Consider the following 14,487-nt stretch of genomic DNA (forward strand, 5'->3'; position numbering starts at 1 on the left):
TTCGGTTTCAGGCGGCGGCGAGCGCCGGCGAAGCGATGCTTGCGGCATCGATCGCCGCGAACTTCGCCAGCGTGCGGGCGATAGTCTCGCGCTCGATGTTGCGGACGATGAACACCAGCCGGGTGCGGCGGTCCTCCGACGGCCAGCGGTCAAGCCGCGCCGGCGGATGGAAGACATGCTGGACGCCATGCAGCACGAGCGGCCGCTCCGGCTCGTCCGTGACATGCACCAGGCCCTTGAAGCGCAGCAGGTCCTCGCCCTTCAGCGCCGCGACATAGTCGAGCCAGCGGGCAAAGCCGCCCCACTCGACTGGCCTGTCTATGATGAAGGCGAAGGACCGGATGCCGTGATGGTGATCGTGACCATGGTGGCAGTCCGGTCCGCAGCCATGGTCGTGATGCGCGACGGCTTCGAGCCGCATGGCGATCCGGGTCACATCGGCCGCGGCATCGGAAGGCCGGCTTGCAAGCAGATCGACGTCTAGTTCGCCATCGCGGGCAACGACCTGCTCGACAGTCGGCGCGAGATGCTGCAACCGCTGCCGAAGATCGCGGAGCTCGTTATCCGGGACCAGATCGGTCTTGGTGATCAGCAGCCGGTCGGCGACCGCCACCTGCTTCGCCGCTTCAGAATGACGGGCGAGCGTAGCGGCGCCATTCACCGCATCGACGGTGGTGACGACACTTCCGATGCGAAAGCGAGCCATAAGCTCAGCTTCGGCCATCAGGGTATGCAGGATCGGCGCCGGGTCGGCGAGACCCGTCGTTTCGATGATCACTTGGCTGAGCGGCGGCGTTTCGCCGGCCTGGCTCTTGCGGTCGAGTTCCTTCAGCGTGGCGACCAGATCGCCGCGCACCGTGCAGCAGACGCAGCCATTGTCGAGCAGCGTGAACTGCTCTTCGCTGGCCTCGATCAGCAAATGATCGAGCCCGACCGCGCCGAACTCGTTGACGATGACGGCGGCACCTGCCAGCGACGGCTGGCGCAGCAGGCGGTTGAGCACGGTCGTCTTGCCGCTGCCGAGGAAGCCGGTGAGGATCGTCACCGGGATCCTGACGTCGCTTACAGGATCAGGCGCGCTCATAAACCACCCTCCCCTCGAAATACGTTGTCAGCACCTTGGTGTCGGCGAGGTCCTCGGCCGGTGTCTCCAGCACGTTGCGATCGAGCACGATGAGGTCGGCCGACTTGCCGATCTCGATCGAGCCGACCGTGTCGGCAAGGCCGATGGCGCGGGCCGAGTTGATGGTGAAAATTTCCAGCGCGGTGGCGACGTCGATCGCCTGCTCCGGCCAAAGCGACGCGCCCGGAAACTCGCCGCTCGGGTTGCGGCGCGTCACCAGGCCTTCGATGCCGTCCCACGGATCGGGGTTTGGCATGACCGGCCAGTCGGAACCGCCGGCCAGCAGCGCGCCTGCGGCGAGAAGGTCCCTGTTCGGCCAGAAGCGCAGCGCGCGCGCCTCGCCCATGGTCTGCTTGTGGCCTTCGAGGAAGCTCGTCGGATACCACAGGAAGGGCGAGAGATCGGCGACGACGCCGAGCTCGGCGAAGCGGGCGATGTCGTCCGGCGCGATGTAGCTCGCATGCGCAATGTGGTGCATCACCTTCGTCGAACCGTTGAAGGAGCGCACGACGTCGATCGCGTCGAGCGCCTGGCTGACGGCGGCATCGCCGGCGCAGTGGATCTTCACGCCAAGGCCGAGCTTCTCGCATTTGCCGACCCAGCGGATCAGCTCCGGCACGGTGACGATGGTCGAGCCGCGGAAGCAGCAGCCGAGCACCGGATCCTTGGTGTAGGGCTCGTGGAAGGCGGCGGTGCGGGCGCCCGGCACGCCGTCGAGAAAGATCTTGACGAAATCCGGCTTCGCATGAACGCCGCGATATTGCTCGCGCAGGGCGATCAGCTCGTCACCGGCAATGCCGAACATGAAGGAGGGCTCGACGGCGGGCATCGCCGAGACCGACCAAGCAGTGAGCTCGCCGCGGTCGTCGAGGCCTTTCAGGGCCGCGAGGATCGGCTGCATGGCGGCGGCGTCGAGGAAGGCGGTGACGCCGTAGGAGTTGAGCGTCGCGATCGAGCGCGCCATCGCCGCACGGTCCATCACCTCAGTGTAATGGCCGGATTGCGCGATGGTGCGCTCGACGATGCCGGCGGCGGATTCGATCATCATGCCGGTCAGCGCGCCGGTCGCTGGATCGCGGCCGATCGAGCCCTTCTCCGGATCGGGCGACGAAGCGGAAAGGCCGGCGAGAGCGAGCGCTTCCGAATTGATCCATCGATTGTGATAGGTGTCGTCGCGCAACATCACCGGCCGGCCCTGGCTGACCCGGTCGAGCGCCGCCAGCGCTTCCAGCCGGTTGAGCTTCGGCAGCAAGTCGCTGCCCCATTGTCCGCCGATGATCCAGGATCCTTCCGGCGCGTTGGCCGCCGCCTCGCCGACGCGCGCGATCAGTGTCTCGAAACTCGCAGTCGGCGGAAAGCGCAATTCGAAGAGCTCGGCCTGGCCGCCCATCATCAGATGCGCATGCACGTCGACGATGCCCGGCATCATCATCGCGCCTTTAAGGTCGACGACGCGGGTGGGAGTGCCCGTCAGCGCGGCGACGTCGGCGCCATCGCCGACCGCGATGATGCGGCCGCCCTTGACGGCAACGGCCGAGGCCCAGGGCCGCCTGCGGTCGAGCGTGTAGATGCGGCCATTGGTGAAAACCAGGTCGGCACTTCTGTCGGGCATTCTCTCTCCTCCTCTCCCATCCCCGTCGGCGCCTCCACGCCGGCCGAACGGGCCAACTTCAGATCACGTCACACCGCTCTGTTCTGCGTCGGCGCTCGGCCACCGCCATCCGCGACGAGCACCGCGCCGGTGACGAAGGACGCTTCGTCGGACGCGAGGAAGAGGCAGCAGGATGCGATCTCTTGCGGCTCGGCGACGCGGCGCAAAGCGATGCGATTGGCGAGCGCGGCAAATTCGTCCTCCGGCGTCGAGCCGTTGGCGGCTGCCGCGACTTTCATCTCATAGGCGCTCATCGGCGTGCGCACCCAGCCGGGCGCCACGGCGTTGGCGCGGATGCCGTCGGGGCCATGCGCGAAGGCGAGCGAACGGGTGTAGGAAACGAGTGCCGCCTTGCTCGCCGAATAGGCGGCGTTCTGGGCGCTGGCGTTGAAGGCGCCGACCGAGGCGATGTTGACGATCGCGCCGCCGCGCGCCTTCAGCAGCGGGAGTGCGGTGCGGCAGACCATCATGGCGCCAGTGACGTTGACGGCAAAGCTCTTCGCCCAGGTCTCGTCGCTCAGCGTTTCCGGCTCGTCGAGGATCATCACGCCGGCGGCGTTGACGACGATGTCGAGGCGGCCGTCGCAGGCATCGATGGCGCGGGCGATATCGCCGGCGTTGGTGATGTCGCCACGCACGGCGATGCCGCCGCTAGCCTTGGCCGCTTCGTCCAGCACCTCCCCGCCATGACCGAAGGCGACGATTTTTGCGCCGTGGCGGCCGAACAGCTCGGCGGTGGCACGGCCCATGCCGGTGGCGGCACCGGTGATAAGTGCCGTGCGGCCTTCGAGGCGGCTCATGCGAGCCCCCAGCGCCGCTCGACGGCGTAGCCGGTCTCCGGCAGGGTCGAGCCGCCGTCGACGACGATGGTCTGGCCTGTGGTGTATTTCGCCTGTTCGGAGGCGAGGTAAAGCATGGCATAGGCGATGTCGTCGGCCTCGCCGAGATGGCCCACCGGAATGAATTGTCCAAGCCTGTCTGCTACTTCCGACTTGCTCATCGTGCCGCGCCCGGGCTTGGCGATGAAACCCGGCTCGACGCCGTTGACGGTGATGCCGTCGCGCGCGAACTCGAACGCGGCACCGCGAATGAACGCATTGACGCCAGCCTTGGCCGCCGAATAGTGCGCTCCGCCGGCCATGGCGACCCGAGCCGAGACCGACGAGGTGACGAGGATGCGGCCGAAGCCGTTGGCGCGCATCGCCGGGGCCGCCGCCTGCGCCAACCAGAAGCAGGCTTTGAGGTTGACCGCCAGCGCCTCGTCGAGCTTGTCCTCGTCGAGCTCCTCTACCGACGCCCAGGGGCAGCCGCCGGCATTGTGGACGACGATATCGAGACGACCGGCTTCGCGCACAACATCGCCGACGATTGCGTGCAACGCTGCACGGTCGAGCCCGGCAAGCGCGACGGCGCGGACGGGGAGGCCGTGCGCGGACAGTTCGCCGGCAAGTGCCTCGGCGACATCGAGCGTTCGATTGGCGATGACCACCGAAGCGCCGGCCTCGGCAAGGCGCGTGACGATGGCAGCGCCGATGCCACGCCCGCCGCCGGTCACCAGCGCTGTCCTGCCCATGAGGTCGAACGGGGTCGCCATCGTCTCAGACGACCCCCACGCCACGGACGAGATCGACGAAACGGCCGAAGACCTCCGTATGGCGGTCGACATCGGCCGGTGACGTCGCCGGGCACATCAGGAACATGGTGTGGAACGGCGTCACCAGTATGCCTTCGTTCATGTAGAAGGCGTGCAGCAGCGTCTCGAGGTCGCCGCGCCGGCCGGCTATGACGTCGGCGCCGTTGCGCGGCGGGTTCGGCATGAACATGATCTCGGCGCGGGCGCCTGTCTGCGTCACATGCCAGGGCAGGTTGTTGGCGCGGATGATGCCCCACGCAGCTTCGGCGAGACGCGTGGCGTTGGCGATCATCAGTTCGAAATTGGCCGGCGTCAGCACCTCTTCCAGCACCGCGCGCATGGTGGCGATGGTGAGCGCGTTGCCGGCCAGCGTGCCGCCGATGCCGAGATGAGCCGACTGGCGCACGCGCGGATTGACCATCGGCACGATTTTCCAGAGCCGCTCGGCTATTTGCTGCGAGACGCCGAAGATGCCGGCCGGAATACCGCCGGCGATCGCCTTGCCGGCGACCAGCATGTCCGGCTCCAGACCGTGCAGCGCCGTGTAACCGCCGGGGCCGCTGGAGATGGTGTGCGTCTCGTCGATGATCAGCACCGTGCCGGTGCGGCGCGTGATCTCGCGCAGTGCCGTGTGAAAACCCTCGGCGACCGGGATCATGCCGAAATTGGTCATCAGCGGCTCGGTCAGCACACAGGCGACGTCGCCATGCGACAGCGCTTCTTCCAGCGCCGCGACGTCGTTGAATTCGACCACCATGGAGACGGCCGAATGATCGACGCCGTTCGGATGGATCATGTTGCGCATGCCGACCTTGCCATCGCGAATCTCGACATGCGCCTCTTCGACACCGCCGTGATAGCAGCCGGAAAAGACCAGCACTTTCGGGCGGCCGGTGATCATGCGCGCAATACGGATGGCACCGCGATTGGCGTCGGTGGCCGAAGTGGTCAGCGTCCAGTAAGGCAGGCCGAAGCGGCGCGTGAGCTCGGCGCCGACCCGGAGGCTGTCCTCGGTGGGCAGCATCATGGTCGTCCCGTTCTGCAGCTGGTGCAGTGCCGCGCGCGTCACCGCCTCGGGAGCGTGGCCGCACATGCCGCCGGTGTCGCCAAGCGCGAAATCGACATAGTCGTGCCCGTCGATGTCCCGGATATGCGCGCCGCCCGCCGAAGCGGCATACACCGGAAAGCCGCCGGCCCAGCGGCGCATCCAGTGTGACGGTCCGCCATAGAGGAAGTGCTTCCTGCCCTCCGCCCAGGCCGCGGCCGAGCGCGGATGCGTGTCGAGGAACCGCGCCTGCTCGCGGTCGAGCAGGTCTTCGATCGTTGCTGGTTGCAAAGCAGTCTTGCTGGCGGCCGTCACGGCGCTGAGTTCTCCCTGGCGCGCCAAATTTCCGGGCGCCCAACCGTTCCCAAGTCGGTTCATTAATTGAACCGCTGTTTTGTATGTTATAGGTACACTGAAGGCAGGAATGACGCCTGTCAAGTTAATTCACATGCGAAGTATCTCGGAGAATGGACAATGAGCACGGTGGGCAAGGCGGTGTCGCTGCTGGAGCTGTTCACGCTTCACGAGCCGGAGATCGGCCTGTCCGATCTCGCTCGCCGCGCCGGCCTCGACAAGGCGACCGCCAGGCGCCTTTTGGTGGCGCTTGCCGCGCACCGGCTGATCGAGCAGGAGCCGCGGAGCCGCCGCTACCGGCTGGGCGCCGGCCTGTCGCGGCTGGCCCGCATCCGCGATGCGCATTTTCCCTTCGTGCGCGTCGCCGCGCCCGTCATCCGCGAGCTGTCGCTCGAGACCGGCGAGACGGTGCATCTGTCGGAGTTCAGCGCCGGCGCGCTGCTCACGCTCCATGTCGAGCTGTCGGCCAAGGCCAACCGCGTCAATGTCGATGTCGGCCAGGTGCTGCCGCTGCATGGGACGGCGTCGGGCATCGCCTTCCTTGCCGCATCACGCCTGGAAGCGGTCAGCGCTTATCTCGAAAAGCCGCTGCAGGCCTTCACCTCGTTCACGATGACCCGGCCGGACGATCTGGTGAAAGCCATCGCGCTTGCCGCTTCGCGCGGCTATTCGCGCAGCGCCCAGGGCTACGAGGAAGGCGTGCATAGCATCGGGGCCGCGATCCTCGGCGCCGACGGCCGGCCGATCGGCACGCTGGCGGTGGCCTCGCCCGTCTCGCGTGTCGACGACGCAACGGCGGCCGGACAAGGCGAGGCCGCGGTCAGGGCGGCAAGGATGATCTCTGCGCGGCTGACCGGCGAGGCTTGAGGCGCGCACCGGCGCTCGAAGCTGCCGGGCCCCTGGCTTTGGTCAAGCTAGGCGTTCAGTTTGTGAACATCGTTCATATTTTTCTTGAACGCCGTTCATAATGTGCTATGGTGCACTTATGAACAATGTTCAAGCCGGATTGTATCCGGCCTGAAACAAGCCTGCGCCGAGCCACACCAACCTTGAAACGAAAGGATCATATCGATGCTCGCCGACAGCCATGCCCGCAAATATTCGAGCGCCTGGAAAAGCTGGAGACCGGTCGCGGACGACAGATGCAGGGCACCAAGAACAAGAAACAAGTGGATTGGATTAAATCGCAGTAACGAAGTTTAACTGCTTCCCGATAAACAAGGCTAAAACCGCGCAGGTGTCCTCTCAGTCCAATCGGATTGCCAGACGGCCTTGCCCAATGGAAATTGCCATGAACACCCATCTCATGATGTCGCGGCGCTTCGCGCCTCTCTTCTGGACGCAATTCCTCTCTGCCTTCAACGACAATTTCCTGAAGAACACGCTGGTGTTCCTCATTCTCTTCACGCTGGCAAAGGATCAGGCCGCGTCGCTGGTGACGCTGGCCGGCGCCGTGTTCATGGCGCCCTTCCTGCTGCTGTCAGCACTTGGCGGCGAGATCGCCGACCGCTTCGACAAGGCGCTGATCGCACGCCGGCTGAAATTCACCGAGATCGCCGCGGCGGCGGTCGCCGTTGTCGGCATCGCGCTGTCGTCGATCCCGGTGCTGATGACGGCACTCCTGATGTTCGGCATCATCTCGGCGCTGTTCGGACCGATCAAATACGGCATCCTGCCGGATCACCTGGAGCGCAAGGAACTGCCCAAGGCCAACGCCTGGATCGAGTCGGCGACCTTTGCCGCGATCCTCGGCGGCACCATCGCCGGCGGCGTCGTCTCCGCCGACGGCATCGGCGTTTGGGTGTTCGGGCCGATCATGATGGCTTTGGCCGTCGGCTGCTGGTTCGCCAGCCGCTACATCCCTTCCACAGGCTCAGCCGCCCCGAACCTTGTCATCGACAAGAACATCTTCCGTTCGACCTGGCGGCAAGTCAGCGAGTTGCGCACCGACACGCGCATCTGGCGCGCCGGCCTGATGACCTCGTGGTTCTGGCTGGTCGGCGCCATCGTGCTTTCGATCCTGCCGGCAATGATCAAGGATTCGCTTGGCGGCAACGAGATCGCGGTCACCGCCTATCTCGCCGTGTTCGCCGTCTCGATCGCCATCGGCTCGGCGATCGCCGCCTGGATGTCGCAAGGGCGCATGGTGCTTCTGCCCGCGCCGGTCGGCACGGCGCTGCTCGCGCTGTTCGGCCTGCACCTTGCCTGGACCATCTGGAGCATGCAGCCTTCGCCGAAGGCCGAGACGCTTGGCGCATTCTTCGCCGGGCCGAACACCATCCGCGTCGCCATCGACCTCGCCGGCATGGCCATCGCGGCCGCCTTCCTCGTGGTGCCGACCTTCGCCGCCGTGCAGGCCTGGTCGCCGGAGGCGCGCCGCGCCCGCGTCGTTGCCGCGGTCAGCATCGTCAATGCCGGCTTCATGACGATTGGCGGCATCCTCGTCGCGGCGATCCAGGCGGCGGGCGTTTCGATCGGCGGCATCCTGTTCGGCCTCGTCGCGGCCAATGCCGTCGCCGCCTGGTTGATGCTGAAATTCCTGCCGACCAATCCCTTCCGCGATTTCGTCTCGATCCTGTTTCGCGCCTTCCTGCGCCTGGAGGTCGAGGGGCTGGACAATCTCAAGGCAGCCGGCAAGGCGCCGATCCTGGCGCTGAACCATGTCAGCTTCCTGGACGGCCCGCTGGCGCTGACGCTGACCGACGAGGAGCCGGTCTTCGCCATCGACTACACGATCGCCCAGGCCTTGTGGATGAAGCCGTTCATGAAGCTTGCCCGCGCGCTGCCGCTCAATCCGGCGAAACCGATGTCGACCCGCACGCTGATCAAGATCGTGCAGGGCGGCGATCCGCTGGTCATCTTCCCGGAGGGACGCATCACCGTCACCGGCGGCCTGATGAAAGTCTATGACGGCGCCGCCATGGTCGCCGACAAGACCGGCTCGATGGTGGTTCCGGTGCGCATCGAGGGGCTGGAGAAGAGCTATTTCTCGCGGCTAAGCTCACAGCATGTGCGCCGCCGCCTGTTCCCGAAGGTCAAGGTGACCATACTGGAGCCGGTGAAGCTCGAAGTCCCGCAGGAGCTGAAGGGCCGCCAGCGCCGCGCCGCGGCGGGCTCCGCGCTCTATCAGGTAATGTCGGACCTCGTCTTCCGCACCCAGGACATCAACAAGACCGTGCTTCAGAAGATCATCGAGACGGCCAACGAGCGTGGCATGAAAGAGCTCGCCGTGCAGGATCCGGTCACCGGCACGCTGAGCTACGGCAAGCTGCTCACCGCCGCCGCGGTGCTCGGCGAGAAGTTCGAGCATCTCTATGCCGGCCAGCAGACGCTGGGCATCATGCTGCCCAATGCCAACGGCTCGTGCGCGACGCTGCTCGGTGTGATGTCGGCCGGCAAGGTGCCGGCGATGATCAACTTCACCGCGGGCGCCGCGAACATCGTCTCTGCCTGCAAGGCCGCCGAGGTGCGCACCGTGCTCACCTCCCGCGCCTTCGTCGAGCAGGCGAAGCTCGGGCCGATGGTCGAGGAGATCGGCAGGTCGGTCGACATCGTCTGGCTCGACGATTTGCGCGCCACGATCGGCCTCAAGGACAAGCTGCTCGGTCTATTGCGCAGGGCAACGCCGCGGGTGGCGCGCAAGGCGGATGACGCGGCGGCGATCCTGTTCACTTCGGGCTCGGAAGGCACACCCAAGGGCGTGGTGCTGACCCACCGCAACATCCTGGCCAACGCCGCCCAGGCCGCCTCGCGCATCGACTTCCACTCGGGCGACAAGGTGTTCAACGTGCTGCCGATCTTCCACTCCTTCGGGATGACGGCAGGCACGGTACTGCCGCTGATCTCGGGCGTTCCGGTCTATTTCTACCCCTCGCCGCTGCACTACCGCATCGTGCCGGAACTGATCTATGCGTCGAACGCGACGATCATTTTCGGCACCGATACGTTCCTCGCCGGCTATGCGCGCTCCGCGCATCCTTACGATTTCCGCTCGGTGCGCTACTGCTTCGCCGGCGCCGAGCCGGTCAAGGCCGCGACGCGCACGACCTATATGGAGAAGTTCGGCCTGCGCATCCTGGAAGGCTACGGCGTGACCGAGACGGCGCCGGTGATCGCCATCAACACGCCGATGTACAACAAGTCGGGTAGCGTCGGTAAAATCATGCCCGGCATGGAGTATCGCCTGGAGCCGGTGCCTGGCGTGGACGAAGGCGGGCGGCTCTACGTGCGCGGCCCCAACGTCATGGCCGGCTATCTGCGCGCCGAGAATCCGGGCGTGATCGAGCCGCTCGCCGATGGCTGGCACGATACCGGCGACGTTGTCACCGTCGACGATGCGGGCTTCATCTCGATCCGCGGCCGCGCCAAGCGCTTTGCCAAGATCGGCGGCGAGATGATCTCGCTGGCGGCGGTCGAGGCGCTGGCCGGCGAATTGTGGAGAGGCTCGCTGTCGGCCGTCGCTACCTTGCCCGATGCCCGCAAGGGCGAGAAGCTGATCCTGATCACCGAGGCTTCCAACGCCACCCGCGCGGAGTTCCTCGCCTTCGCCAAGGCGAACGGCGCCATGGACCTGATGGTGCCGGCCGAAGTGCGGGTGGTGCCGAAAGTGCCGGTGCTCGGTTCCGGCAAGCTCGACTTCGCCGGCGTGAACCGGATGGTGCGCGGCGCCGAAGAGCTTAAGGTCAAGGCCGCCTGACCTAATCAATGAACGGGCCGGTGCGAAAACGCCGGCCCTGTTCATTGCTCATCTCTGCCGTTGCGGCGGAGATGATTAGCATGTTAACTTCCTTTCCGGTTGCATCGGCATTGCCGTTGCTTCTCAATCCCGCGAAAGACGGAGCCCACGAAAGACAGGGCCCGCGAAAGACGGGAATTCTGGCATGATCTTCCGGCTTTCGGGATCATGAACCGGAGGAGGAAACGATGCACGGCCACCATGTGAGCGTCGCCGACGGCGAAGCCTTCCTGTCCGCCTCGCGAATGCTGTTCGGCCCGATCACCCAGCGCTTCTCGCGCGGCGAGGCGCCGTCGCTGCCGAAGCTGGTCTCGGTCCATCTCGGCTCCTGCCGGCTCTCCGAGATCAAGGCCAAGTCGCATCTGGTCGTCAGCGACCGCATGATCTGGCGCAGCTTCGATCCCGACGCGATCAAGATCCTGATGCAGCTCAAAGGCCGCAGCCGCTTCGAACAGCAGCAGACGGCGATAGATCTCGGCCCGCGCGCGGCGATCATCTACGACCCGGTGCGCAGCTATTCGCTGCAGAACCTTTCCGATGTCGACCAGCTCATCCTGCAGGTGCCGCGCTCGACCTTCGGCGACGAGACGCTGGCTCGACTTTCGGCGCCTGTGCCGCTCCCCGGCGAGGACGACAGCCTGACCCATATCGTGTCGGGCCTGATGCAGATGGCGATTGGCGAAGCGCACAAGCTCGACGATGCCGGCTGCCGCCGCGTCGGCGAAAGCCTGATCCAGCTCATCAACGGCCTGATCCAGGCCAAGCCGATGGCGCCGGAATTCCGCCGCCCGCCGCTGGAAGCGCTGCGCGAGCGGATCGTCGCTTATATCGACGCCAACCTGGCGCGCTCCAACCTGTCGGCCGAGGACATCGCCCGCCACATGGGCTGCTCGCGCCGCTACCTGCACCGCGCCTTCGAGGGCGAAGGCATGACGCTCGAACGTTTCGTCTGGGACCGGCGGCTGGAGCGCAGCAAGGAGGAACTGCTCTCCCCCGCCCGCGCCTCGGCCTCGATCTCCGAAATCGCCTTTGCCTGCGGGTTCAATTCGAGTGCGCATTTTTCACGCGCGTTCAAGAGCAAGTACGACGTGGCGCCACGGGAGTTGCGGGAGCGGGTGCGGACGATGGTGCATTAGGCTGCCGCGGTCACCGAGAACTGACAACGATTGGCGGCTGAGGCCGAGGGCCTTGTGCGCGGCGAAAGAAAACGCGGCCGCTGTCCGGCGAACGGCCCGCAATTCCCTCAAGGCAAGTACCTCTCGATATTGTGTATGGTCGCCCGGTTAAACTCCTCCTATCAAATAGGTGACAGTGACCATCGATAGTTCCAGGACAACTCTGTCCGGGAAGTAAATTGTTTTTGACGAGCGAGGGGGAACGAGGAGGCCAGCAGGCTTCGGGCCGCCATTGATCCGCTGAGAAGCGGAGTCTTCGGGCGCGGCTTTTGGGACTTGGGACGAGAGCGTTCCGGCGCCGCACGAAAGCGCGCCGAAAGGACCGCGCCGGTTCCCTGCATCTTCAATCTGGCAATCAACGCGGACCGCTGAGCGGGGCTGGTCAAATGTCGTTTTTTGTATTCGCACTCATCTTCGCTTTCATTGTCTGGCAAAGGCTGGGCAGGAGCCGGCGGCCTAAAAAAGGCATTCGACCAGATGCCCGGAAAACCGTATCGCCATTGACGGTATCTACCGACGACGATCAGACCAAGGAAGTCGCCGCCGATGTCGCCGGGCTGGTCTCGGACTTCCTCGGCCAAAAAGGCCAGGAACTGGTCGGACAGGCTGTCAGCCGGGCCATCCTCGACGCCAAGCAAGGGACAGCAGCCGGTCGCAGGCCCGCCGGACCGAGACAACCGTCCGAGAAGGCGGCCCCGTCGACCAAGACAGCGTCGCAGGCACGCGACAAACGGCGGGTGAAATATCTGCTCGACGGCGACGGCGGCTACCGCCAGCGCACCGACAGGACCGCCCGGCTTCAGCAATCATTCCGGGGCAAGGGGCTCTGTTCACCGCGTTAAGCAGTCCACAGGATCGCTTGATCTTTCTGTTTTACGCAATTCCGGACGGAGGACCGTCCCGCACTTTTCCTGGAATTGCTCCAGGCGCCTAGTCGACAGTTTGCAAACCAAGGAGGGATGGAATGGCGATCACCAGACAGGTAATCACGTCGCTGCAGCGCGATGGCACGGACGCGCTCGGCACCAGGACCGTGGCGATGAAGATCGTCGACGAGAGCATCGTTTCCGGCTCGCTGCTGACGGTCGAAAGCAACCACTTCTGCATCCTCAAATCGCGCGGGGCGGTGCTGAACGTCTACGAGACCGGTCAATATGCATTGCAGACCCCCGACAAGCCGCTGGTCGGATCGGTCGTCCAGGGGTTCTTCGGTGGATCGTCGCCCTGGGTCTACGAGGTCATCTACATCAACCGCTCCAAGCTCCTGGTGCGCAACGAGGGCGTCGCGACCAGCGCCGAGATGGCGGAGATGTCCTATGTCGTGGATTACTACATCCACATCGACAGCAAGGAAGAGGCGCTCGATCTCATCACCCATATGCCTTTCGCGGGCGCCGTGATCGATACCAAGGAGATCGCCGACTATGCCGGACCGGCCATCGAGCAGGCGATCAACCAGATCATCCAGGTCACCAAGATGGAGAACGTCAACGAGCGCATCAGCGATGTGCGTGAGGCGGTGAAGGCGCACCTTACCGATTTCCTCAAGGTCTACGGCATCATGCTCAACGACCTCAAGGTGCTGATCATGCCGCGCGACGAGCGCATGCGCGAGCTGATCTCGCTGCAGGCGATCGGCTTGAGCCCGATCGAGGCGGTTCGCTATTACCTGGCGCTGCGCATGGCGGACAAGGGCCTGGTCTCGGCGCCCAACGCGGCGGCCGGCGTGCCTTTCCAGATCGGCGGCCAGCCCACCGGCTTCTATCCGCTGGGCGACGAAGTGGGCGCGACGAGATGAGCCGCTTCTACGAGGTTGGGCCGCTCGCAAAGGTCGGGATCAACCTGTTCTACGGTTATGGCTACAACTTCTACCGCCTTGAAAACCAGCTTCGCGCCGACGACCAGCGGGTGCGCCAGATGGCGTGCTCGCTGCTCGGGCGAAGCCGGGCCGCCGTCGACGATGCCGAGGCCCGGTACCGCCGCGAGAACATTCCGCCGCCCACCCGGGCCAACCCGTTCCCCGATCCGGCAATCGTCGCCAACGCCCAGGCGCTCGAGCGGCTGGGGCGCGAGGTCGGCGCGCTAGAAGGGCAGATCCGCCACCAGCCGGTGCCGGAGAATGACCGCATGGCCCAGCGCTATCGGCTGGAAGCCGGCACGCTCGCGGCTCTTGCCGACAAGGACGCCGTTCTCGTCGGCCAGGCGGACCTGCTGCGTTCGATCGTCGAGGGCGCCGCGGCGGATGCGATCCTGGCCAACAGGCGCGAGATAGAGGAAGGCATCGCCGCGATCACGTCGACATTGCGCGATCGACAAACGTTCTTGTTGTGAGATCAGGACTGATCGGATCGGTGACCCAACGCGGTCGGCGGCTGCCCGATGACGGCGATACTTCGACCCCAACGTCCCGCGGAGTTCACGCGCCAATCGTCGCCCTCCGATCCAAAACAGCCGCGTAAACTGCGGCCAGTAGCGCCAGCAGGGCTGCGACGCACATGGTCGCCAGCAGAGCCTCTCTGGCTTCCTCGAAAAACGTCCCAGCAATCGAGGCGACCACCGCGCCGCCGCCGAGAGACATCGCCGCCGCTAATCCGGTTGCCGTTCCGGCGAGATCACTACGCACGGACGTCGCCCCCATATTCGCCGCTGGCATGGTCAATCCATTGCCAATGCCGATGGACATAAAAGGACCAAAGAACGCCAGTGGATGGGTGATGCCCAGCGCTGCCAACAGCAAGCCGACCACCGGTGCTTGTCAATCACGGTTCATG

General features: G+C 65.3%; 12 protein-coding genes. 6 read left to right on the top strand and 6 right to left on the bottom strand.

Annotated features, from left to right (window positions below):
- Positions 1-7 precede the first annotated feature (7 nt).
- From ACWGS9_RS09055 to ACWGS9_RS09075, 5 genes are all read right to left on the bottom strand, one after another.
- Positions 8-1,084 carry a CobW family GTP-binding protein gene (locus tag ACWGS9_RS09055; protein ID WP_454504914.1) on the bottom strand — a complete coding sequence of 359 codons (1,077 nt, stop codon included), beginning with the start codon at positions 1,082-1,084 and terminating at the stop codon, positions 8-10.
- Positions 1,071-2,735 (bottom strand): amidohydrolase, encoded by a 1,665-nt coding sequence (locus ACWGS9_RS09060; protein WP_454504915.1) that lies wholly within the window; start codon positions 2,733-2,735, stop codon positions 1,071-1,073. Before ACWGS9_RS09060 ends, ACWGS9_RS09055 begins: the two co-directional genes overlap by 14 nt.
- Positions 2,736-2,803: 68 nt before the next feature.
- A complete protein-coding gene (locus ACWGS9_RS09065; RefSeq protein WP_454504916.1) occupies positions 2,804-3,574 on the bottom strand; it encodes an SDR family NAD(P)-dependent oxidoreductase in 771 nt (256 codons plus the stop codon).
- Positions 3,571-4,368 carry an SDR family oxidoreductase gene (locus ACWGS9_RS09070; RefSeq protein ID WP_454504917.1) on the bottom strand — a complete coding sequence of 266 codons (798 nt, stop codon included), beginning with the start codon at positions 4,366-4,368 and terminating at the stop codon, positions 3,571-3,573. Before ACWGS9_RS09070 ends, ACWGS9_RS09065 begins: the two co-directional genes overlap by 4 nt.
- Positions 4,369-4,372: 4 nt before the next feature.
- Positions 4,373-5,767 carry a transaminase gene (locus tag ACWGS9_RS09075; RefSeq protein ID WP_454504918.1) on the bottom strand — a complete coding sequence of 465 codons (1,395 nt, stop codon included), beginning with the start codon at positions 5,765-5,767 and terminating at the stop codon, positions 4,373-4,375.
- 159 nt (positions 5,768-5,926) lie between these two features.
- Between ACWGS9_RS09075 and ACWGS9_RS09080 the strand changes: the two genes are divergently transcribed.
- The 6 genes from ACWGS9_RS09080 to ACWGS9_RS09105 all read left to right on the top strand — a co-directional run bounded on the left by ACWGS9_RS09080 (position 5,927) and on the right by ACWGS9_RS09105 (position 14,047).
- Entirely contained in the window at positions 5,927-6,673 is a 747-nt protein-coding gene (locus ACWGS9_RS09080; RefSeq protein WP_454504919.1) for an IclR family transcriptional regulator, read from the top strand.
- Between the two features lie 424 nt (positions 6,674-7,097).
- Positions 7,098-10,502 carry an acyl-[ACP]--phospholipid O-acyltransferase gene (locus tag ACWGS9_RS09085; RefSeq protein WP_454504920.1) on the top strand — a complete coding sequence of 1,135 codons (3,405 nt, stop codon included), beginning with the start codon at positions 7,098-7,100 and terminating at the stop codon, positions 10,500-10,502.
- Between the two features lie 227 nt (positions 10,503-10,729).
- A complete protein-coding gene (locus ACWGS9_RS09090; RefSeq protein ID WP_454504921.1) occupies positions 10,730-11,677 on the top strand; it encodes a helix-turn-helix domain-containing protein in 948 nt (315 codons plus the stop codon).
- Positions 11,678-12,216: 539 nt separating this feature from the next.
- Positions 12,217-12,558: a hypothetical protein gene (locus ACWGS9_RS09095; RefSeq protein WP_454504922.1), complete on the top strand. Its 342-nt coding sequence runs from the start codon at positions 12,217-12,219 to the stop codon at positions 12,556-12,558.
- 122 nt (positions 12,559-12,680) lie between these two features.
- Positions 12,681-13,514, top strand: coding sequence for an SPFH domain-containing protein (locus ACWGS9_RS09100; RefSeq protein ID WP_112125397.1), 834 nt, complete (start codon positions 12,681-12,683; stop codon positions 13,512-13,514).
- Positions 13,511-14,047, top strand: a complete 537-nt coding sequence (locus tag ACWGS9_RS09105) for a hypothetical protein (RefSeq protein WP_454504923.1) — start codon at positions 13,511-13,513, stop codon at positions 14,045-14,047. Before ACWGS9_RS09100 ends, ACWGS9_RS09105 begins: the two co-directional genes overlap by 4 nt.
- Before the next feature lie 85 nt (positions 14,048-14,132).
- Here ACWGS9_RS09105 and ACWGS9_RS09110 read toward each other — a convergent pair whose 3' ends face one another.
- On the bottom strand, positions 14,133-14,453 hold the full coding sequence (locus ACWGS9_RS09110; protein WP_454504924.1) for a hypothetical protein: 321 nt from the start codon (positions 14,451-14,453) through the stop codon (positions 14,133-14,135).
- Positions 14,454-14,487: the final 34 nt, after the last annotated feature.

It is taken from the genome of Mesorhizobium sp. Arg314, assembly GCF_053714275.1.

Coding starts and splice junctions, on each gene's coding strand:
- ACWGS9_RS09055 (WP_454504914.1), bottom strand. CDS start 1,084: ATGAGCGCGCCTGATCCTGTAAGCGACGTCAGGATCCCGGTGACGATC.
- ACWGS9_RS09060 (WP_454504915.1), bottom strand. CDS start 2,735: ATGCCCGACAGAAGTGCCGACCTGGTTTTCACCAATGGCCGCATCTAC.
- ACWGS9_RS09065 (WP_454504916.1), bottom strand. CDS start 3,574: ATGAGCCGCCTCGAAGGCCGCACGGCACTTATCACCGGTGCCGCCACC.
- ACWGS9_RS09070 (WP_454504917.1), bottom strand. CDS start 4,368: ATGGCGACCCCGTTCGACCTCATGGGCAGGACAGCGCTGGTGACCGGC.
- ACWGS9_RS09080 (WP_454504919.1), top strand. CDS start 5,927: ATGAGCACGGTGGGCAAGGCGGTGTCGCTGCTGGAGCTGTTCACGCTT.
- ACWGS9_RS09085 (WP_454504920.1), top strand. CDS start 7,098: ATGAACACCCATCTCATGATGTCGCGGCGCTTCGCGCCTCTCTTCTGG.
- ACWGS9_RS09090 (WP_454504921.1), top strand. CDS start 10,730: ATGCACGGCCACCATGTGAGCGTCGCCGACGGCGAAGCCTTCCTGTCC.
- ACWGS9_RS09100 (WP_112125397.1), top strand. CDS start 12,681: ATGGCGATCACCAGACAGGTAATCACGTCGCTGCAGCGCGATGGCACG.
- ACWGS9_RS09105 (WP_454504923.1), top strand. CDS start 13,511: ATGAGCCGCTTCTACGAGGTTGGGCCGCTCGCAAAGGTCGGGATCAAC.